The sequence below is a fragment of the bacterium genome, assembly GCA_016699595.1.
GTDB lineage: Bacteria > Patescibacteriota > Dojkabacteria.
In genome coordinates this window covers 269,105-290,831 of sequence record CP064982.1, presented here as the reverse complement: position 1 = coordinate 290,831, position 21,727 = coordinate 269,105, and the positions used below count along the sequence as shown (strand labels likewise).

Genomic DNA, 21,727 nt, shown 5'->3' with positions numbered 1-21,727 from the left:
TAGTAAATGAACTTATATGATCCAATCAAAATTTCATCATTTATTTCTAAGACGAACGAGAAAGATGCATGTAGTTTGGTCTTTAGTCACGCAGAAAATTACATAGAAAGTCCTGCAAAGGGCAGATTATTTGGTTTGATAAATATTTCATGTGAGAATTTTTTTGATTCTAGCAAGAGTGCAGATATTTTAAAAAATTTCATATTGAAAGATTTTTATGATAATGATGGCAGAAAAGTTTATGAATCACTTGAAATTACTTTGATGAATTTGAAAAGTGAATTATTGAAGTTAGTTAAGACAAATAAGGTTGAGCTTGATCAAAAAATTGATTTAAATTGTATACTTATTTCGATAAAGGATAATATTGCTTATTTTGCAAAAATCGGTGAGATATATACAGATATTGAAAGAGAGGGAACAATTTTTCATATGAACTCATATTTCAAGGATAATCTAAATTCCGAGATCAAGACTTTTTCCGTTATTCTTACTCCTACTGATACAATAATAACTTATGAAAATGAAACTAAGCAGAAGATTCTTGGTGTTAAGTTTGATAATTGTTTACGCACAATGAATTTTGAAAGTTTGTATATGACTCCACTGAAAAATGAAGTTGGCTTAGGAATTTTTGCACTAAAGTTTGCAACAAAACCAAAATTGATACCTCCTCGTGTAAATGTAAATCCTACAATCAATCATAAAAGTGATCATTTGGGCACTGATTCATCTTCAGGTTTTATATTTGCAGCAAATAGTCCTATTTCCGATAGTGACAGTGATTTATTGAAATTTAACACTAAAGAAGGCTTTGCAACAAATTTAGATACCTCAAAGGAAATGAAGAAAGAAAAGAATGTTGAAAAGGGATTGTTCTTCAAAAATCACAGTAATGAATATATCGCAAAGAATTTTCCAAATGCGGATAGAAAAGTTACACCAGAGTTTGCAGAAGAAATATTTTCAATTAATTATAAAAACAGAGAATCTTCAAAAAATAATAGAATAATTAGGGAGATGAAAAATTTTGATATATCAAATATTTCTAAGGGTAAGAAATTTCCCACAATGGAAAATTTACATTCAGACGTGAATCAAAGTGAAGAATTGAAAAAGCAATTCACTCATTTAAATAAACTTGTCATTTCGATGTCGCAATCTTTACAGCTTATGTTTAAAAATATAAAAACACAAATGTCTGACAAAATTAAAAACTTAAATCCAGGTGAAAAAAAACATATAGTCTCTAATGATGTTTCTTATAGATTCAAAAATAAATTTAAGAAACCTAACCATGATCTAGGAGCCAACGATACTGATGAATTGAACAAACGAGGATTTTTAATTAAAAATATATCCAAACAAAAGTTACTTGCAATTGTTATTTTGATAATTTTAGTTATTTTCGTAACTAATTTAATTATTCAAAGCAATAAGGAGAAGAAACAGCAACAGGATTTATATAACGATATAGCAAATTTAATTAAACTTGCACAAGATTATCAAAAAAATGCTAATTCTCAAGCATCTCTTAATGCAAGTAGATCAAATGATTTACTAACTCAAGCTTTAAAAAATGTCGAAAATGCTACTACAAAAAACACATTGACTGATTCAGTTAAAAGAAACGAGATAAATACTCAATTATCAAATTTGAAATCTTTGATATCACAGACAAAGAATAAAATCGAAAAAAATTCAATTATCAATTCTTCCTATGTATTGCAAGATTTAAAATCAAATTTCCAAAACATATCTCCAATTGGCTTGGAAGTAGTAAATGGAAATATATTTGTAGCTGATTCTAAAGGGTATTTGTACCAAAGTAATCTTGCAAACATAGGATTCAAACAAATTTTGGAGCCAAAACTAAATGACATATTATTAGTTAGTAAGGATTTAGATAATAATTTGCTAATTTATACATCATTAGGAATGTACAGACTATCTGCATCTTTGACAATTGAAAAAATTGATTCACTTTCTTATGAAGTAGTAGGAGATATAACTTCAATGAAAAGTTATGATGTAGGAAGTAACGAATACCTTTATACATTATCAAGGTCAACTGGACAAATAAGAAGATCTTTGAAAACTGTAAATGCATACGGAAAACTGGAAGTTAGGGACGAACAAGAAATTTTTAAGCAGGGATTGGATTTACAAATTGACGGTAATGTTTGGGTGCTAACCTCACAAGGAGTCAAAAAGTATTTTGGAGGCAAGGAAGTAACTATAAATATGCCGACCAATATGGTTTTACCCATTGACACTTTTGGCAAATTTGTTTTAGATGATAGCAGAATAATATTTATAGATAATAAAAATAAAAGAGTTGTATTGATGGGCAAAGATAATGAGTTGGATCAAAATAAACTTGAATATTTGTATTCTTTGAAGTTTAACGATAAGGGAACTGAATTTGGCAATATAATTAGTATCACATTTATTGATGACTATTTGTATATACTAGATACAAATAAACTATACAAAGTGAAGTTTGAAATACCAAGTTATATTTAAATAACTATATATTGAAAATCATACACACTTCCGACATTCATATTGGAGCAAAATTTGCTTGGATGGGAGAAGGCTCATCAAAACACAGAAATTCGATCAAAAGTAGTTTAGAAAGAATTGTAGATTTAGCAATAAATGAAGCTGTGAGCTTTATAATATTTGCTGGAGATATTTTTGACACTTCGTATCCTTCCGATATAAGTATAAATTTTTTTCGCGACCAACTATATAGACTAAGTGATAACGAAATAAAGTCACTCATCATACCAGGGAACCATGATTTGCTTGAAGAATCTTCTGTTTGGACAAATGAAGTTTGGAAAAGTGACAAAAACATTTTTGTTTTCAAAGATAATACTCCAAAATTTTTTGCTGAAAGTAAGGTATGGATTTACCCCAGCGTAATAAAGAGCAAAAAATCAAAAGTTTCCCCACTTGCACCAATTGTTTCTGAAATAAATAAGAATGCCATTGAAAATGATCCAAACTTTCATATAGTTATAGCTCACGGTTCGTTAAATTTATTTGGAATTTCTGACAACTTTCCAATTTCTAAAGATGAGATTGAAAAAACAAAAGCAGACTATATAGCTTTGGGAGATTGGCATTCTACTTTGGATATAGGCACAAATGTGAAGGCGTACTATTCTGGCTCTCCTGATTTTATAAATTACTCTGAAAAAGGAAGTGGGAATGTTTTATTGATTGAATTTGAAAATAGTGATTACAAAAAAATTGTAAAAGTAAAGATTGTACCAATCAATTCAAGAGAATTTATTTCTCTAAAACTTGATCTTGATATCTTTGATACTGCAGAAAAAGTTTCTGCAAAAATCAAAACCTATACAAACAAAGAAAAGAGCAATGTAATTACAATTAGTTTTGTAGGGGTAAGTAAAAATGGGATTAATTTAGAGGAAGTTATCGAGCAAATCAGAAATGAATTTTATGTCATCAAGTATACTGTGAAAGAGGAGCCATATACTTCTATGAACTTTGATTTTGAACATTTATTTGAAGAAGGAACTATATCTTCAGAATTTATCAAGCTACTTCAACAAGATATTGAAAATAATCCTGACAACATGGATCTAGCAAGAGCTTTGAATTTAGGTATCAAGTTATTGAAAGGAAATTAAGTTACAAAAATGAAATTTACTAGTTTGCATCTTCAAAACTTCAAAAGGTTTGCTAATTTTACAGTCAAGTTTAATTCGCTTGAGATTATTTACGGTGAAAACGAGAAAGGGAAATCGACTATAATTGCAGGAATACTTTCTGCACTCTTCGTTGATGCATCAACAAACTCGAAAGTCTTTTTTGAAAAAGTTAAGCATTGGAAAAACGAGATGAAACCAATTGTGGAATTGGAATTTGAGTATGAAGAAAAAAAGTATAAACTTAGTCGTGATTATAATCAAAAAGCAAGTAAATTGACAAATTTGACTGACAATATTGAAGAAAGTTCAGCAGATCAAATTAAAAAGAAGATAGATACCTTTTTGGGAATACAAAATGATTTTATATATCGTGCTGTCGGAATTTTGAATGGACATGAAATGTCAAACTTAGATGATGTAGCCAAAATCAATGATGCCTTGAGTAAAATTGCCTCTGGAAACAAAGATGAAGGTGATATCAATAAAGTTATCTTGAATATTTCAAATGAAATAAATGATTTGACAAGAGGAGTTAGCCGTGCTTCCAATAATCCTGGACCTATCAGGCAATTAGAAGAAAAAATTGCAAAACTTGATTCAGATATAGATATATCAAAGTCTCAATTTCAAAAGTATATAGAAAGTATAAAAATCAAGGATGAAAGTAGTTTGAGACTTGATAAAGTTAAAGAAAGAATTGAAGTCTTAGCTAAATCACTAGAAAACAATAGTATTCTTGAGGCTGGTAAACAAAAGCTATTTGAAAATGAGAATCTCGTGAAAGTAATTCAAAAGGAAATATCTGAGGTTAGTCTGTTGAAACAACAATTTGCTGAACTTGAACGAGATTTAAAATCGATTGATTTTGATATTGATACTTTCAAAAGAAATGAACTAGAGATTGCCAGCATCAAAGAGAAAATTGAGATTACTAAAAATGACATCACCGACTTAGAATCTAAGTTGAATAGTAAAAAAACTTATTTCGAAGAAAGTAGTAGATTTAAGCAGAAAGAAAATAAACTTATACTTTTAACGGGATATTCATTTACAATTATAGTAAGTATATTTTTAATTATTTTGAAATGGTGGCCATTGTTAATTGGAAGCATTATCTCTATCCTGATTTTACTAACTTATCAATTTCTAAATAAAAGGACACCTAAACTTGATAAAGGAAGCCTATATGATCTAGAAGATAAAATTTCCGACAAAAAAAACAACCTGAAACAACAAGAAGTTAACTTAAAAGATTTATTTAGGGAGATGGGTATTTCTTCAGAAAATGAATTTTATGAGAGGAAAATACAAATAGAGTCAAAAGAAGAAAATATCTATCAAATATCAAATTTCCTTAATAACAAAATACAAGCCTCTAGTTCTGAGAATTTAGTTCAAAATGTCGAAAGCTATCTAGTCGAAAAGAAATCTGAACTTGATAACCTTCTGTTGAAAAAAAGAGAAATTGAAATTAGTGAAGTTGAAAAGTATCGAGATTATGAATTTAGTTCTGAAAGAAGAGTTGAAATTGATACTGAACTTGATAATTTATATGATGAAAAGGCAAAACTAGAAGAACAAAAAGTTATTGCGAAAACTCGTATCAATGATAGTGAGATAAACCAAGAAAAGATAAATTTGCTTGAAGAAGAATTGTTATACAGCAAGGAAATTTATGAGAAGTATAGAGAAAAACTTCGCAGTTTGGAACTTGTCAGATTTTACCTTGACAAAGCTAAGAAGAATACTTCCAAAACTTTATCTACTTTATTGAAGCTTGAAATTGATAAGTACTTACCTAGAATTACAAACAACCAATATACTGAATCTAGGTTAGATGATGAATTCAATTTACAAGTATTTTCAATTATTAAGCAAGATTGGCTTACTACAGATGTTTTGTCAGTAGGTGCAATTGGTCAAATTTTTATGCTATTGAAGATTGCTTACTTTAAAATGTTGACAAATGAAAAGCAATCTCCTATCATTATGGACGACCCATTTATTACATTTGATGATACTAGGAAGCGAGAATCTTTAAATATATTGAAGGAAATCTCTGAATCAAACCAAGTCTTGATCTTTACTTGTGACAAATCACTACCCATTACACAAAACATTGTATAAATATTTTTTTCTGAACTTTTCGATCCTTTTGCTTTTTTTTGCCTTTTCCATCAGTCTAATGGCACAAAGTGTAAATGACCTAGATACAAAATTGATCGAAAAGCAAAGTGAACTCAATAGTTTATCAACAAGTTTGGATGAATTGACCAACGCTATCAATACTATAAGTACTTCTACAAATATAACTCAAGGTGAACTAAACGCAATTGATAAACAAGTAAATGAATTTCAGAGTTTAGTTAATGCAAAGATAAGTGAAATTGATGCCTTAAATCAAGAAATAATTTATAAGGAGAATGAAATTAGAGATAAATTGAATCAAGTTAATTTCAAGATAAATAAAATTTATAAACTATCAAAAATAACTGCCAAAGAATCCCTATACTTTGATTTGAAAGTAAGCCCAAATTCACAATACACAAAAAATCTTATATATACTGATATTAACTATGTAAATCAAGCAAGTATTGAGATTGACAAGATCAAAAGCTTAGTTTCCTCATCTGAAGAGATTAAATCTAAGTTGATGAGTACTATAGTTGATCTAAATAAAAAAAGAGATGAAATCTCTGTAAAGCTAGCGAATATAAAAGCACAATTAAACCTACAAAGTCAAACTAGATATCAGGTGATATCTCAAATAAACTCTTTGAACAAAGACATTTTAAATATTACCGAAGAACAAAAAAGGATTCAGAAAGAAGAGGCTGAGAAATTATCTCAACCAGCACCAATACCTATAGACGTACAGACTTTTGTGAACGGTGAAATTTATTTTAGTGGTAGGGGTCGTGATTTGTATGATGGTCATGGAGTAGGTATGTCACAATGGGGAGCTTATGGGGCTGGAATCGAAGGCTTTACAGCACATCAAATATTACAAAAATACTATACTGGAATTAGCATTGAAAAATATAATGCAAATTTTGAAGTTACCGTTCCTGGATATGGGACAATGGATGTTGAAACTTATCTTGCAGGAATTGGGGAGGTTCCAAGTACAGCATGTGATGCCAATCAAGCAAATGGTTCTTGGAATTGCTGGCCTAAAGAAACTATAAAAGCTCAAGTAATTGCAGCTAGGACTTATGTGATTGCACATTTACAAAAAGTAGGCTCTGGTGCAACAGTATCAAATGGTCCAGACTTTCAAGTCTATGTTGGAGGTAATGCAAAGGCTTGGGCAGTAGAGGAAACTAGTAAAGAAGTTATTAAATATAATGGAGGTCTAGTTACTGCTGTATATTCTGCAAGTCATCAAGGACAAAGTGAGAACAATGAGCTTGTTTTCACCAGGGCTTCAGTAGCCACAACAAAAGAAGGACTTGTTGGTACACCTTATCCTTATTTGAGATCAGTAAATGACTCAGCCTTTGCATATAGAAATCAAACTTACAATTTTAGCTGGAACACAATTGCCTTTACAAAAGCAAAAATTGGAGAAATTTTTCAAACTTTAGGCAATATTGACATTGGAAATTTACAACAAATAGAAATTTTTACTGGTGGATCAAACAGGGTATGGGCAGTTGGGTTGATTGGCGATAAATCTAAAAAATATGTAGCAGGTTGGAGGTTCAAAAGTGAAATAAATGATTATATATTTGAAAATTATCCTGAAAGTCAAAGATCTTATTTATATTCTACGGAATTTAGATTGGTTGAAGTACAAAATTGATGTAGAACTTGATATAATCTTCTAATGTCTAAAACCAGTTGTAGAGGAATAATAATCAAAGATAATGCAATTTTACTTGTCAAAAGAGTTTTGTACAAAAAAATTTTTTATGTTTTACCCGGAGGTACAGTAGAAGAAGGTGAGACTTTTGAAGAAACACTTACTAGAGAAGTAAAAGAAGAAACAAATTGCACCGTAGAGATTGTTGAATTTTTGTTTCAGTTAAATTCAAAGGCAGCACAAAGAATAAGCAGAATATATCTTTGCAATTACATTGAAGGTACCCCAGAATTACGAAAGGATTCGGTTGAATACGATAGGCAAAGTAAAAAAAACAAATATATACCGACATGGTATCCATTGATGCAAATTTTCAAAATAAATATCTTGCCTAAGGAAGTGAAAGATTATTTACTGCAGAATTATATATTGAAAGTATAATTTTAAATTTATGAGCAACGAAACTATCGAAGAAGTAAAAAGAATTTTTCCGAAGAGAAAGAATTCTTTATCTACTTGCGAAAACCCAAAAGTCGATTTCGAATCTCAAAATAGGGATGAACAAGTTTATATCTTGTCCAGAGCAGCATTTGTAACGAATCTCGGGTGGATAATTGGTTCTATTTTGGAATTAATGTTTCTAGCTATAATTGTATTTATTTTAACTAAGTTGAAAATTCCTTATTTAGGTGTGGTTCCAATTCCTTATATTATAATAATTATAATTCTTGGCTTTTCACTTATATTGGACAACATTGTGACGCATTGGATTAGATGGTTTTACAATTTATACATTGTGACAAATGAAAGAATAGTTGATTATGACTTTACACCTGGAGGTACTTTCCGAATAGCTGAAGCAGGCTTACTAAATATTGAAGATGTTTCTCAGACTCAAAGTGGATTTTTGTCAAATCTTTTTAATTACGGAAATTTGCGAATACAAACTGCATCCGAAAAATCTTTTTTTCTTATGGAGAGAATTGCTAATCCTTCATATTTGAGAGATAAAATACTTGATCTCAAAGATGCAGTACAAAAAGATCACCAACATTATGAGCATAAACAGTGAACAAATAATCATTCTTGCGATAAAAGTAGTAGTTACATTGATATCATTGTTTTATATTTTTCTTGCATTAAATTCATTAAGACAATTATATCTTGTACACAAATCTCTAAAAACAAAAACTGGTACTTTACTGATTTTTTTGAAAAGTATTGTAATTGTCTTGCTTGTAATCTTCCTAATTCTTCTAATAATAGCATAGATAAAAGTATTAAAGTAGTTGATGAATACAGATTCATATATTCAAAAATTGAACATAACTGACATTGTGATAAATGAATTAGGCCAGATTCCTAAATATTCAACCTTGGAGCTAGAAAATGATGCTTATGATATCAAAAAGAAGGATAGTACTGTTCCTTTTTTAGTCAAATCAATAGCTAATCAAAAGTATGAACTTATTGCTTCTGCAAAAAGATACAAAATTGCACAAATAGCTGGTTTTTCTATTTTAGACGCTATAGATATATCTATTGAAAATTATAATTTACTTGAATTGGCGATTGTGCAAAATCTTCAAGAACTTGATTTAAATATATTTGAAGAAGCAGAATTACTAAAAATATTGGTTCAAGGGCGAGACATTGATGTATACAATTTAGGGCTTAGAGTTAGCTTATCTGATTCGTCGATAAGAAACAAAATTAGATTATTGGACTTGCAAGACGAGATCAAAATGGCTGTTTTAAAAAAACAAGTATCGGAGGGACATGCTCGAGCTTTAGTCGGCATAAAAGATAAAAGTAGCCGAATGCTTGCTTTTGCTACTGTTAAATCCAAAAATTTAACAGTCAGGCAGGTTGAAAGCTTGGTTAAAACTATCAATCAAAATAAGAAGAGTAAAGTTTCTTTAAATGCTAAAGGTATAGAATTAACGAATAAATATGCAAAGCAATTATCCAAACGAACAAATGTAACTTGTAAAATCAAGGCAAATAGATTTTCCGAAGGTGGAAGTATTGTGATTAAATATAAAAACGAAGAGATGCTTAAAAATATTATGAAGTTAATATCTGTGGAGTAGTTTTAATTTTTTTCTAAAAGTTGAATAAGAACATCTCAATAAAAAGCATATTGGTACTTATTTTCGCAATTGTAGTGATTGTTTATAGTCTGAATCTAACTTTGCACACTATAAGAAATGGACTTGCAAGATACGATATTTTGCAAACTGAAAGAAACAATTTGTCAAAATTATTAGAAAAAAATACTCAACTAAAAAACGAGTTGCTACTAGCAACAAAGGTTGAAAAGAAACAGTCTGAAGTACTTGAGAAATACAATATAATTGATCCTGAAGCAAGAATTTATATAGTTGAATTTCCACAAGAGATAAAATACATTGATCTACACACAGAACTCGAGAAATATAATCAAGAAATAGATAATGAGCCAAAAATGCAAAAATGGCTTAGAAAACTTATCAAAAAATAGCTTTTATATCATTTGTTAGAATTCATTTTTGCTATTTCCTCTTCTAAAAGCTTCAAATACATTCCATAACCAATTAAATTGATATTACCTGATTGTTCTTTACCCAAAATATTTCCTGCCCCTCTAATCTCTAGATCTCTACTTGCAATTATAAATCCTGAGTTGAGAGAAGATGACCCAACTAATACTTCTAATCGCTTTGTATAATTCTCCTCATCTTTTTTAAATTTAAATTTACGGTGCTTGGTCGTTGGAAATTTTATAACTTGCCTATAGTCAGGCTTTTGTTTATAAAAGAGATAGCAATATGCTTGACTTTCCGATCTTCCGACTCTTCCTCTAAGCTGATGTAGCTGAGACAGCCCAAAGTTTTGAGCATTGTTGATAATGATAGTATTTACATTTGGCATATCTATCCCATTTTCAATTATAGTAGAACAAAGTAAAATATCATATTTATAATTATAGAAATCTTCCATAGTTTGTTCTAAATTCAAATTGACTTTCTCGTGCAATACATTGTTTTCCGAAAAAGCTACTGCTATTCTTAATTTGGGTACTAATTTTTCTAACTTATGTTTGATCGTAAATATAGTTTTGATATCATTATGAACAAAGTATAGTTGTCCTTTTCTTTTCAATTCGAATTCTATTGCATATTTCACGATATTCCAATCAAGTTCATACAAAAGTGTCTTTATATCCTTTCTACCTAAAGGAGGTGTTGAGATAATTGAAATATCTTGTATCTTTGACAAAGCTAGGGATAGTGTTCTAGGAATTGGAGTTGCACTCATAGACAAAATATGAACTCCAAACCTTAGTGACTTTAGTTTTTCTTTTTGTCTAACTCCAAACTTTTGCTCTTCATCTACAATCAATAATCCTAAATTTTTGAACTTTACATCATTTGACAAAAGCCTGTGAGTGCCAATTACTATTTCAACTTTGCCATTTCCGAGGTTTTGAATATTATCAAAATTTTCTTTAACAGAATGAAATGAAGAAATCATCGATACTTTTATGCCAAACTTTTTGAAGCGATCATAAAATAGTTTGTAGTGTTGAGCAGCTAAAATTGTTGTTGGACAAAGCATTGCAATTTGAAAACCTGATTCAACAACTTGAAAAGCAGCTCTCATAGCTACTTCCGTTTTCCCAAAACCAACATCTCCAACTAAAAGTCTATTCATAGATTTTTGTGAATGTAAATCTTCTTCAATGTCTTGAATAGACTTTTCCTGATCATAAGTTAAAGAATATGGGAAATCGTCACAAAACTCTGTATATAATTCTGTTGTAGTCAAAATGTTTGGTGCATCAGTTAGGCTTCTCAGTGCATCTTGAAGGACAAGCTCCTTCGCAAACTTCGCAGTATCTTCCTTGACTTTTTTCAATATTCTTTTCCACTCACCACCAGATAATTTCGTGACTTTAGGTTTTATACCTTCTGGTCCAAAATATCTTGTGAGTCTATGTATTTGAGAATAATGAACAAATAACTTATCCTCAGCTGCATACTTCAATTCAAAGTAAAATTCACTTCTCTTCATTGTAATTCCTATATACTCAGCCACGCCATTATCTTCATGAACCAAGTAGTCTCCAGGTTCAACTTGTAGTTGTAAATAAACTATAAAATCAATCCAGTTCTCAAATTTATTGATCGCTGCAGAGATTGCATCTTTTGAATGCAATTTCGTAAACTGTTCAAATGCAGATTTACTTTGTTGGAGTTCAAGATACTTTTGCTTAAGTATGTCATCAGATTCATCGTTGACATCTATAACTTTGCAAAATTCAAGTTCTTGATCAAAAAATGAAACTACATACGGAAGTTCCGTTAACTTTGGCCAAAATTTTATAATATCACCCTTTACTTCAAATTCAGCATAATCTGATACATTCTCCACTTTTGTAAACTCTAGCTTCAACAATGTTTTTTTCAATTCATCAAATAAAAGCACGGGAAATTATATCAAAGACTTGTGTTATAATTATTGAAAATTATTAGCTATCTTGATATAAATAAATATGTTAAATCTAACACCGTTACCTAAATTACCCAAATCCTATTCCAATGTTATAAGCGAGCAAGTAGTTTTGTGGCATCATGACAAGCATCAAGCAGGTTATGTCACTAAATTCAATGACATAGTAGAGCAACTTGAGAAATCGGACAAATCAGCATCAAATGCAAATTATTCTGAGTTTGGAGAACTCAAAAGAAGACTTAGTTTCAATCATTCTGGAATTATACTTCATGAAAATTATTGGGAGGTTTTTGGAAACAAAGAGGATTTTACGGAAGTGAATTACGAGGACTTTGCAATTTACTCCAAAATTGTTGATGACTTTGGAAGTTATGATTTATGGAAGGAAGACTTTATTGCAACTGGAAAATCATCTTTGGGTTGGGCAATATTATTATTTGATAATTTTACTCAAAAGTTGATGAATGTTTCCGTCGATTTTCATAATAATGGAGCAATATGGGATTCTGAATTAGTAATGTGTTGTGATGTATTTGAACACGCATATTACAAAGATTATGGTCCTGATAGAGCAAGTTATCTTGAGAAATTTATTGAGAATTTAGATTGGCAAAGAATTGATGAGATCTTTGGATTTAGTTTATGCCATAATCACACAAATGATTGTCATTGTGATTGTAACTAATTCTTAACTCATACATAAATGAAATTCAAGTTTATAAATTAACTTAATCAAGCAATAAAGTGAACTATATCTATACTATACAAGATTCACAATTTAAAGAGAATTTTCCCAAACTTTCAAGGTCATATGAAATTCTTGCATTAGCAGAGTTTAATATTTTGGGAAGCTTCATAATAAGTAAAGAAATAGTTAAACATATTTTTCAAAAAACCGACTTGGAAGGATTTTGGATAGAATCTGTGAAAAGGTTTGATGTAGCGAAGCTACAACCAAAAGATTTGCAAGGATTTGCGACAGAATGTGTCAAAAGGATTTCTAATTATACCTTTGACGACAACTTTTTTGAACAATTAAATAAAGCTTACTCTGATGTTTCCGGCTTTTTAGACGCTGCAGTCAGTATAAACCAGGTAACAAATTTACAAAAAATTACAGTGAAGGCTGATAATGTCAAAGGAACAGACAATATTATTGTAGAACTTACGAAGTCTATCTTGCAAGATTTTGATCCAGAAGCATTATACTTCAAGTTCAAAAATGCAGTAAATTTCTTTGAAACTAACTACGACTTTCTTGTCACAAAATCTGTTCAACCTGAAGTTTCAGGTTATGCATATAACTTCGAATTAATAAATAACCTTAAAGATAGATACACTATAGAAGCAACATACGGACTGTCTACCTTGTTAGATAGAAAGGAACTGATCCCAGATCAATACATATGGGATACAGATGAAAAAAAAGTAACGGAAAAGTTTCTTTCGAAACAAGAGGAAATGGAAATTTTGGTAAATAGCGAGGAAAAAATAAAGAAAATCCCTATTTCAAAAAATTGGCAAGATAAACAAAAATTGGATGATAAGTTTATCAACAAGATAGCAGAAAAAGTTGACTTTATTAATGATGAAATTACAAAGTTATTTAAACTTAAATGGGTTTATGAATCTGGAAAACTTTATGGTTTGGTTCTTGAAGATTTAGGTGGATTGGACCCAGACTACAATTTATCACACTTGGCAAATCAATCAACTGAGAACCTTTCCTTATCAAGTAGTTTAAATAATGATGATGAAAACGATTTAGAAAATCTAATTGATTTTGATACTGAATTTCAAGATGCTCCTGTTGTAGAAAAAGACACAAGTATTTTTGATAATAACTTTGATAACGAGTTTATAGATGTTGAAAGAAATGTCAATGGTAAATTTGAAACAAAAACTATGATTAGTGACAGGGACAGTTTGCCTCTACAAACAAACAAGTCTGCGTTTCAAATCCTATATCCCAATAAATCAAAGACGACTAGTCCTCGGATTTTAATAAATAAAGATTCTCCTAATACTCAACCTGATTTAGGATTAGCAGAAAATCGTTTGGCTTACGAAAAAACAGATTCAGTTTATCAGGTATTGGCTAATAACTTAGAGCGTAAGGTAAATAATGAAGATAGTGATTTTCCTCAACCTGTCGAAGCTCTAGATGCAAATGAAGTTTTTTCTGAAAATTTCGCACAGGCCAAAGAGAATACAACTGAGTTTCATGAATCTGTCCTTATTGAAAAAATCGACAACAAAGAAATACCAAACAGCACAAAGGAATCTACTTTACCACAGAAAGTAGAAGTGGCAGAATCTACAAATACTCTTCGTAGACCTTTGAAAACAGCTACCAAGGTATACTTGAATTTGAACGGTAACGATAGACTCAGCGTGGATGAAGTTATACATTCAGATGGAGCATTTTTTTCTTTTGATACAGAAAGTGTCGATAACGAAGGTTTATCAATTATTTTGTCAAATAATTCACAAATTTACAACCCTAAACCAATTGTATACAAAGTTTCTGGATTAAATAAATTTATCAACTATTCAATCAACATACCTTTTGAAATTGAGAGGCAATTTAATTCTGTGTTAAGCGCTCGAAATCTTGATAATAATAAAAATTTGTTTGTTGTAATTCCAAATATTAAAACTAGCGAAGAACTAGTAAATATAAAAAGAACAATGTCTTCTATCGGACTTAGGAGAAGTTCTAACTTTAAGCTTTATATTTCTATCGACAATTTAGCTGCATTTCATAATCTAAGTCAAATAGTAGGAGATGGAATTGATGGTATAGTTGTGGATTTATTGGAATTAGGCAAGATTGCAATTGGTTCTAACGCAAGTGGAGATGCTTTTACCATCTATGATATTGAAACTCTTGGGATAATAAATTTTCTAAAAGATACGCTGAAAATTGCAATGAGCTCAAAAATTCCAGTTATTGTAAATTTTTCTGCAGTTAGTGGTGATAATATGTCGGTCAATTTGAAGAAAATAATCAACATTGGCATTCATGGAATAATTGTTTCTAACATTGATTTAACTGAAATAAAAGAGAGTATAGGTAAAATTGAAATTGAAAATTTGGTACAAAAAAAGTAAACTTTGTATTGAAGTTAGTAAAAACATATTGAAATTATTTATCCAATAATTTAGAATAAATTAAATCAGCAATATAAATTTTTAAACCTTAATATCATGAATAAAAAAACTGCCCTACTTATCGTATTTCTTATTGTTGCTATATCACTTAGTACTTTTTTTGCTTGGCAAATTTTTCAAAAATCAAAGACCGACACAAATGAACGAAATACAAGTACTAATTCATCTGCATCTTCTAGTATGCTAACGAAAAGTCAATCTTCTTATACTTCTAGTGCAAATAGTCTGTCAGGAAGCACGATGTCAAACTCGACTATATCTCTTTCTCAAACATCAAGTTTACATTCTTCCAAATCTTCTTCAAGTGAAACATCTATAAACATTCCTGAAGGCAAGGTAAGAGTATACTTTACAAAAAATGGATCAATCTTTGACTATGTATTGAGAGACTCAAGCAGTACAGATCCACTAGATAAAGTTGTTGATGCTATGAGCGCAAAGTTTCGTGGTCCAACAACAGAAGAAAAAAGTATGGGCTTTCAAAAAGATATAACAATGAATGGAGAAGGGAAGTGTTATGATACAGCTGGTAATTTATTGCAAGATTTAAATGGCAACCCATATATCTGGACACTGTCGCAGAAGGATTGGAAAGTCTATGTCAAGATGTGCAAGGATGTAGTACTTGGAGGATCAGTATCTGATAGTGTATTACAAGAGTCTATAAAAAAAACTGTGACAGATAATTATTCAGGAGTTACAGTTGTCATTTTGAACAAAGATGGAAACTGCCTTTTTGATGCAAGCGGATTAAATCAATGTGGTCAATAAAATTATTAAACCATGATATATATCGGAGCTGATCATCGTGGCTGGAAACTAAAAAATCAACTAGCAGAATTGCTACAAGAGGATTTTGGAATGAATCATATCGCAGATAATGGTGCTTATGCCGAAGATTTTGGTGATGATTATGTATATTTTGGCAAGAAGGTTTGTGAAAATGTCCAACAGGACAATTTTCATTATCTAAATTTATCAGTATTAAGAGACAAGTTTGATATTCATTGGCCATCATATGGGATTTTGATTTGTGGCTCTGGCGAAGGCATGAGTATCATTGCAAATAAATTCAAAGGTATACTTGCTTCACTAAGTCTAAATAGCAAATCTGCTGTCCTTGCAAGACAACATAATAATGCTAATGTACTTATTTTACAAAGTTTTGAAGAAGTAAATCCAACCATTTTATACCAAACAATTGTAAAGCCCTTTTTACAAACTACATTTGAAAATGAAGAAAGACATTTGAGAAGAGTTTTGGAAGTTATTGATTATGACTTCAATCAAAGAAACATATAGTTAACAAATATTCTTATTTGATAAAAGATGTTTATACTGAACTTAAAAAATTATAAATTAACAAATAGAACATATGAGGTTATTGATAAATTAAATGTTTTATTACGAAATTTTTCCAATGTAAATTTTCTAATAGCACCAAATATTATTTCAACTAGATTTTATGTTGAATTACTTGATAAACTAAATTCAAATATAAAAGTTTTGGGGCAACATGCAGATTTTATAGATACACCCAAAAGCACTGGCTTTATTAGTCCAGAATTACTTAAAAATCTCGGAACTTGGGGTACGATATTAAATCATGCCGAACATAATATCGATACAAATATACTTAGACATACTGTGAAGATATGTAATGAACTAGATCTCAAGACGATTGTATGCTTTGATGATGTTTGCAATACTGTAAAATATATAAGTTTGCATCCTACTTTTATATCTTATGAACCACGAAGTTTGATAGGCGGAGGCAATTCATTTTCATCAAAAAGTGTGATTGATCAAGAGATGCAAAATCTGATGTATTTGAAATCAAAATTTGATGAAGACAAGATAATTCTTGGTGCAGGTATCAAATCTGAGAATGATTTTATCAAAACATATGAACTGGGCTTTGCTGGCGTTATGATTTCAAGTGTAGTAACTGAGAACGAAGATTTTTTTGGCAAACTTGAAGAATTATTAAATTATGAAAATATGTATAGCAAAAGTTTTGCTAAGTCAATTTTGTAAATGAATATGTCCATACAAGAGAAAATAGAGAACATAAAAAACTTTTTACCCAAATCAAAGATTGTACCTTCTATATTATCAGATGATTCAGATTTTGTAGAACATGAGCTTCTTCGATATATGGATTACTTTGATGAGATTGAATTTGATGTTGTTACACAAGATTTTACAAAGATAGTAAATACCAAGCAATTTGACACGACACTAAGTATAAATGAATACAGTGAAGCCCTGCTTGAAACAGAACTTAGTAGTACAATAAAGCCGTATTTTCATTTAATGTCAAATAATTTCTTAGAGCTGCTTGAAGCTATAGATCCGATTGCTTTTGCAAATGCTGGATTTATTGTGCATCTTGATTCAAGTATATTTTCAAATTCATCTTGGATTCAAAAGTTTTCGAGATTTGATGATTGGGAAATTGGTATAGCTTTGAATCCTGATTCTGATGTAGAGAAATTACGCGAGATAAAGACTAAATGGAATGAATTTTGGCATGGATATGGTGAAACAAGAAAACTTTTTGACTTCGTTCAAGTTATGACTGTAGAACCTGGAGCTCAAGGAAAAGAATTTACACCTAGTCAATTAAGAAATATTCCAACAATCAAAGAACTTTTCAAAGAAGCCATTATCAAAGTGGATGGTGGGATAAATTTACAAAATTTAACAAGTCTTTCAAATGGTGAGCTTGATGCAATGAAATCTGTAAATGTTGCTATAGTTGGAAGTTATTTTCAAACTAATTAAAAAAGGCAAGTATCAAAATTTTCAACTAGTGTTTGACGAAAAACTTTTTAAAAACATCACGAAAAATATTCGCAAAAATATATTGATATCAACTCATTTAGCAGGAAGCGGTCATATAGCTGGCCCTTTGGGTGCCGTTGATTTGCTCGCATATTTATTTTTTTATGTATTGCGAAATCCTTTGTTGAAGAATAAGATTGTGGATTTGGAAAATAAAGTATTTGAAGATAAATTTATCTTAAGTGCAGGTCACTATGCTCCGTTACTTTATTCCATCCTAGCCGAGATAGGTTTGATAAAATTTGCTGAATTGAATAACCTGCGGTCTCTTGGTTCCATTTTGCAAGGTCATACCCATAGAAACTTAGATTATTTTATTGAAAATTCTTCTGGAAGCCTCGGTCAAGGAGTTGGTTTAGCGGTGGGTGAAGCTATTTTTTACAAAAAAACGAACAAAAAAAATCAAGTGTTTGTTTTGATATCTGATGGCGAAATGAACGAAGGTAGTGTTTGGGAATCCTTTTTGATTGCAAGTAAGTTCAAACTTGATAACTTAACTATAATTATTGACAGAAATAATATTCAACAATCAGGAAGATCAAATCATATACTTCCTTTAGAAGATCTAGAAAAAAAACTTATTGCTTTTGATATGAATGTATCAAAATTAAATGGAAACGATATTCATGACATTATCAAAGTATTTAGCCATTCGAACTTTTCAAATCAACAACCAAATGTACTATTATCATACACTACGGCAGGAAAAGGAGTTAACTTTCTTGAGAATAACTATGAATGGCATTCAAAAGTGTTAACTAAATCAGAATTAGAATTAGCTGTAACCGAGCTTGAAAATTAATTTACTATGTCTTTAAAATTATTACAAAATAGTACAAAATCTTCGCGAGATGGATTTGCAGATGCTCTTGCAGAATTAGCAGGAAATCAAAATGTTTGGGTAATTTCTGCAGATTTAGAAAAGTCATTAGGACTTACAAAATTCAAAGAACTTGCACCAGATAGGTTTGTAGAGTGTGGAATAGCAGAGCAATCCGCTGCTACTGTAGCTGCTGGCATTGCCATGGCAGATCCAAACAATATCGTTTATTTTGCATCATTTGCAGAATTCCTTCCTATGAGATGCGTGGATCAAATACGAATATCTATAGACCAGCAAAATCTAAATGTGAAACTTATATCCTCACATGTAGGATTGAGCTATGCAGCTGATGGGATGAGTGTTCAAGTTTTGGAAGACCTTGGTGTTATGCAAAGTTTTGTAAATATGCAAATTTTTTCTCCTGCTGATTATACAGAAGCAAAAAGTTTGACATTGCTTTCTGCAAATGAGTTAGGTCCAACATACATTCGCCTAAATCGCGAACCAGAAATTGCAATAGAAGTAAATCCTAGAGAACAAAAGTATAATTTGGAATATCCAGAAAGATTAGTTTTTGAAAGTCATCAAACTAATGAGAATCATAAGAAAAAAATCTTGCTAATAGCTCACGGTACAATGGTTGGTGAATCAATGAATCTTGCAAAATTAATTGATGAAAAGTTTGGATATCCAGTTTCAATATACAATTCATCAAGAATAAAACCTTTACTTGATAAAGATATCGCAAATTTAGTTTCAAATTTTGATGAAGTATATGTATTGGAAGAACATAATAGAATAGGTGGACTTGGTACAACTATCGCTGGATTTCTTGCTGAAAAATCATTGCTACAAGGCAAGATTTTTCGTATAATTGCACTTGATAGATATGGCGAAAGTGCAAGAACTACTGCTCAACTGAGAAAACACTTTGAATTTACAGCGACAGAGATATTTGATAGATACTTTTGTTCAAATTCATCAAGATAATATGAATAAATTTCAGATACTTTCTACAAAAACAAATATACAACTAAAAAAATTAGAGTTATTTTGGATCAAAAAAAATAAAATCCGAAATTTGTTTAGTATTTTGGTGATAATTTTTGTCTCACTATTTGTAGTAGCAACTAAGTATGAAAAGACTGTAAATGCTGCAGGTCTTTCAAATATGGTGATAGCTCAAGGAATGGATTATGCAAAATGTCAAGAACAAGGTGCAAGCAAGCCGTGGTCAAAGTGGATAGCTTATTCTGGACCTACTTTTGATACAAAAGAATTTGACAATTTGACAAGTATTGGTGATATAGCAATAAACTGGTTTACTATACCTTGCAAAGACACTATAGTTGTACCTGAAAATGAAATAGATGACTTTTTAGAAGCATATTACCCAACTTTCTATATACCCAATTATGCTTCTTACGATAGGACATCAAGTGGAGATTTTGTAATTACAGATATAAATGGAAGTAGTACTATTGGATTTATGGGAAATACCATGGCTAGTTTGTATCAAAACAAACCTGTCTCAACAGAGTACTTTGCAAATCAAACTTTGGCAAAGATAAACCCTGTGAAGTATACTGATGCTGCAGCTATTTTACCTAAATTTGTAACTTCTACAGGAGCCGAAATATTACAAGCAACTTCTAAAGCTTCAAGCTTAACTGTAAGCATTGCTATTAGCATTGTAATAATAATTATTATTATAGATGCATTGGCTATACTATTTAGGAAGAAAATCAATCCTGGAGCCTTAATAAGTCTATTAAATGGTATTCCTAGTCTTATAGTTGCTATTCTATTGATAATTTTTAGCTACCCTATTTCAGCACTTATATTAGATTCCGGAAATTTACTTACAAGTGGTTTACAAAGTTATGTATTTAACCAAGTTAAATTAAATGTTCCTGCAGGAGGTCTGCTTATTCAATATTCAGATAGTAAGAGTAATTCAGTTACAGTAAATATTCCCGATGTATATAATGGTATGAGTATAGGTCAAATATATGATGGTCAAACATATGTAAGTCTGTCTAAAGAAATTGACGATTATTTTCAATATCTAAGTGCAAATAGCTTGAATGTTTTCAATGTATTCGGAGTTGGTAATATTGGAGGCAAAATTGATACATTGTTTACCAGTAATAGTGCCGGCAGTATTGAAATATCGCCTATTCAACTTGGAAATACTGAGTTAACCGGCGTTTTGGTCCAGATGCTTAATAATATGCTTTCAGGATTCACAGGGGATAAGACAACTAAAACAACACCTCCTAGCCAATCTAATCCTGGGACTATGCCAGCTGGTGTGTCTGGTTCAACAACTACACAAGCTCCTTCTACTTCAAATACTATAAACTTTAGCGCAAATAGCCCAGGTGGATTGATTGCATTTATACTTGCTGCAGTAGCATTTTTTACAATGTTTAAGATATTTTTTGCATTAATCAAGTCTTTTGTTTACATACTTTTTTTGCCAGTATTGGCACCTTTATACTTTATTTCATCTGCTTTGCCAGGTCAAAATAAATTGATAACTAAATGGTTTAAGTCATTATTAGCTTCAGTACTTACATTTCCTATTTTTTATGCAGCTTCGATATTGATTGTATTTTTAGGTGCTGGATTTATTTCCTCCACGTCCAATCTGAATTGGTTTCCTACTGGTCTTGGTATTACAGGGAATACTGGCTCATCTACGATCAATTTGGTATACAGCTTAGCAGCATATGGTATATATTTGATGTTACCAAATTTACCAAAAATGATAGAATCAGCATTAGGCAGTACAGGATCTAGTTTTGATAAATATGGTTCATCAGCTATAGGTCAGACAAGATCAGTTCTAAGGAAGATCCCAATAGTGAATATGGTACCTGGTATATAGAG

At 30.6% G+C, this 21,727-nt stretch carries 18 protein-coding genes; 17 read left to right on the top strand and 1 reads right to left on the bottom strand.

Going from position 1 to position 21,727, the window contains the following annotated elements; translation table 11 throughout:
• Positions 1-6 precede the first annotated feature (6 nt).
• The 8 genes from IPJ91_01475 to IPJ91_01440 all read left to right on the top strand — a co-directional run bounded on the left by IPJ91_01475 (position 7) and on the right by IPJ91_01440 (position 9,994).
• Positions 7-2,526 (top strand): PQQ-like beta-propeller repeat protein, encoded by a 2,520-nt coding sequence (locus IPJ91_01475; GenBank protein QQR93810.1) that lies wholly within the window; start codon positions 7-9, stop codon positions 2,524-2,526.
• An 11-nt stretch (positions 2,527-2,537) separates the two neighbouring features.
• Positions 2,538-3,665, top strand: a complete 1,128-nt coding sequence (locus IPJ91_01470) for a DNA repair exonuclease (GenBank protein QQR93809.1) — start codon at positions 2,538-2,540, stop codon at positions 3,663-3,665.
• A gap of 9 nt (positions 3,666-3,674) precedes the next feature.
• Positions 3,675-5,813 carry an AAA family ATPase gene (locus IPJ91_01465; protein ID QQR93808.1) on the top strand — a complete coding sequence of 713 codons (2,139 nt, stop codon included), beginning with the start codon at positions 3,675-3,677 and terminating at the stop codon, positions 5,811-5,813.
• Between the two features lie 58 nt (positions 5,814-5,871).
• Complete coding sequence (locus tag IPJ91_01460) at positions 5,872-7,491, top strand: hypothetical protein (protein ID QQR93807.1); 1,620 nt, start codon at positions 5,872-5,874, stop codon at positions 7,489-7,491.
• 24 nt (positions 7,492-7,515) lie between these two features.
• Complete coding sequence (locus IPJ91_01455; protein ID QQR93806.1) at positions 7,516-7,932, top strand: NUDIX domain-containing protein; 417 nt, start codon at positions 7,516-7,518, stop codon at positions 7,930-7,932.
• Between the two features lie 10 nt (positions 7,933-7,942).
• Positions 7,943-8,563, top strand: coding sequence for a hypothetical protein (locus tag IPJ91_01450; protein QQR93805.1), 621 nt, complete (start codon positions 7,943-7,945; stop codon positions 8,561-8,563).
• A gap of 220 nt (positions 8,564-8,783) precedes the next feature.
• Positions 8,784-9,584: a ParB/RepB/Spo0J family partition protein gene (locus IPJ91_01445; protein QQR93804.1), complete on the top strand. Its 801-nt coding sequence runs from the start codon at positions 8,784-8,786 to the stop codon at positions 9,582-9,584.
• A gap of 20 nt (positions 9,585-9,604) precedes the next feature.
• Positions 9,605-9,994 carry a hypothetical protein gene (locus IPJ91_01440; GenBank protein ID QQR93803.1) on the top strand — a complete coding sequence of 130 codons (390 nt, stop codon included), beginning with the start codon at positions 9,605-9,607 and terminating at the stop codon, positions 9,992-9,994.
• 8 nt (positions 9,995-10,002) lie between these two features.
• Here IPJ91_01440 and IPJ91_01435 read toward each other — a convergent pair whose 3' ends face one another.
• Positions 10,003-11,943 (bottom strand): DEAD/DEAH box helicase, encoded by a 1,941-nt coding sequence (locus IPJ91_01435; GenBank protein ID QQR93802.1) that lies wholly within the window; start codon positions 11,941-11,943, stop codon positions 10,003-10,005.
• 85 nt (positions 11,944-12,028) lie between these two features.
• Here IPJ91_01435 and IPJ91_01430 point away from each other — a divergent pair, with 85 nt between their 5' ends.
• From IPJ91_01430 to IPJ91_01390, 9 genes are all read left to right on the top strand, one after another.
• Complete coding sequence (locus IPJ91_01430; GenBank protein ID QQR93801.1) at positions 12,029-12,673, top strand: superoxide dismutase; 645 nt, start codon at positions 12,029-12,031, stop codon at positions 12,671-12,673.
• A 59-nt stretch (positions 12,674-12,732) separates the two neighbouring features.
• Positions 12,733-15,102, top strand: a complete 2,370-nt coding sequence (locus IPJ91_01425; protein QQR93800.1) for a hypothetical protein — start codon at positions 12,733-12,735, stop codon at positions 15,100-15,102.
• A gap of 96 nt (positions 15,103-15,198) precedes the next feature.
• Positions 15,199-15,933, top strand: coding sequence for a hypothetical protein (locus IPJ91_01420; GenBank protein QQR93799.1), 735 nt, complete (start codon positions 15,199-15,201; stop codon positions 15,931-15,933).
• Positions 15,934-15,945: 12 nt separating this feature from the next.
• Positions 15,946-16,464, top strand: a complete 519-nt coding sequence (locus tag IPJ91_01415; GenBank protein ID QQR93798.1) for an RpiB/LacA/LacB family sugar-phosphate isomerase — start codon at positions 15,946-15,948, stop codon at positions 16,462-16,464.
• A gap of 27 nt (positions 16,465-16,491) precedes the next feature.
• On the top strand, positions 16,492-17,199 hold the full coding sequence (locus tag IPJ91_01410; protein ID QQR93797.1) for a triose-phosphate isomerase: 708 nt from the start codon (positions 16,492-16,494) through the stop codon (positions 17,197-17,199).
• A 6-nt stretch (positions 17,200-17,205) separates the two neighbouring features.
• Entirely contained in the window at positions 17,206-17,949 is a 744-nt protein-coding gene (locus IPJ91_01405; protein ID QQR93796.1) for a hypothetical protein, read from the top strand.
• A 28-nt stretch (positions 17,950-17,977) separates the two neighbouring features.
• Entirely contained in the window at positions 17,978-18,811 is an 834-nt protein-coding gene (locus IPJ91_01400) for a transketolase (GenBank protein ID QQR93795.1), read from the top strand.
• 6 nt (positions 18,812-18,817) lie between these two features.
• On the top strand, positions 18,818-19,822 hold the full coding sequence (locus tag IPJ91_01395) for a hypothetical protein (protein QQR93794.1): 1,005 nt from the start codon (positions 18,818-18,820) through the stop codon (positions 19,820-19,822).
• Between the two features lies 1 nt (position 19,823).
• Complete coding sequence (locus tag IPJ91_01390) at positions 19,824-21,725, top strand: hypothetical protein (GenBank protein QQR93793.1); 1,902 nt, start codon at positions 19,824-19,826, stop codon at positions 21,723-21,725.
• Positions 21,726-21,727 lie beyond the last annotated feature (2 nt).

Coding starts and splice junctions, on each gene's coding strand:
- IPJ91_01475 (QQR93810.1), top strand. CDS start 7: ATGAACTTATATGATCCAATCAAAATTTCATCATTTATTTCTAAGACG.
- IPJ91_01465 (QQR93808.1), top strand. CDS start 3,675: ATGAAATTTACTAGTTTGCATCTTCAAAACTTCAAAAGGTTTGCTAAT.
- IPJ91_01460 (QQR93807.1), top strand. CDS start 5,872: ATGGCACAAAGTGTAAATGACCTAGATACAAAATTGATCGAAAAGCAA.
- IPJ91_01455 (QQR93806.1), top strand. CDS start 7,516: ATGTCTAAAACCAGTTGTAGAGGAATAATAATCAAAGATAATGCAATT.
- IPJ91_01450 (QQR93805.1), top strand. CDS start 7,943: ATGAGCAACGAAACTATCGAAGAAGTAAAAAGAATTTTTCCGAAGAGA.
- IPJ91_01445 (QQR93804.1), top strand. CDS start 8,784: ATGAATACAGATTCATATATTCAAAAATTGAACATAACTGACATTGTG.
- IPJ91_01430 (QQR93801.1), top strand. CDS start 12,029: ATGTTAAATCTAACACCGTTACCTAAATTACCCAAATCCTATTCCAAT.
- IPJ91_01420 (QQR93799.1), top strand. CDS start 15,199: ATGAATAAAAAAACTGCCCTACTTATCGTATTTCTTATTGTTGCTATA.
- IPJ91_01415 (QQR93798.1), top strand. CDS start 15,946: ATGATATATATCGGAGCTGATCATCGTGGCTGGAAACTAAAAAATCAA.
- IPJ91_01410 (QQR93797.1), top strand. CDS start 16,492: ATGTTTATACTGAACTTAAAAAATTATAAATTAACAAATAGAACATAT.
- IPJ91_01405 (QQR93796.1), top strand. CDS start 17,206: ATGTCCATACAAGAGAAAATAGAGAACATAAAAAACTTTTTACCCAAA.
- IPJ91_01395 (QQR93794.1), top strand. CDS start 18,818: ATGTCTTTAAAATTATTACAAAATAGTACAAAATCTTCGCGAGATGGA.
- IPJ91_01390 (QQR93793.1), top strand. CDS start 19,824: ATGAATAAATTTCAGATACTTTCTACAAAAACAAATATACAACTAAAA.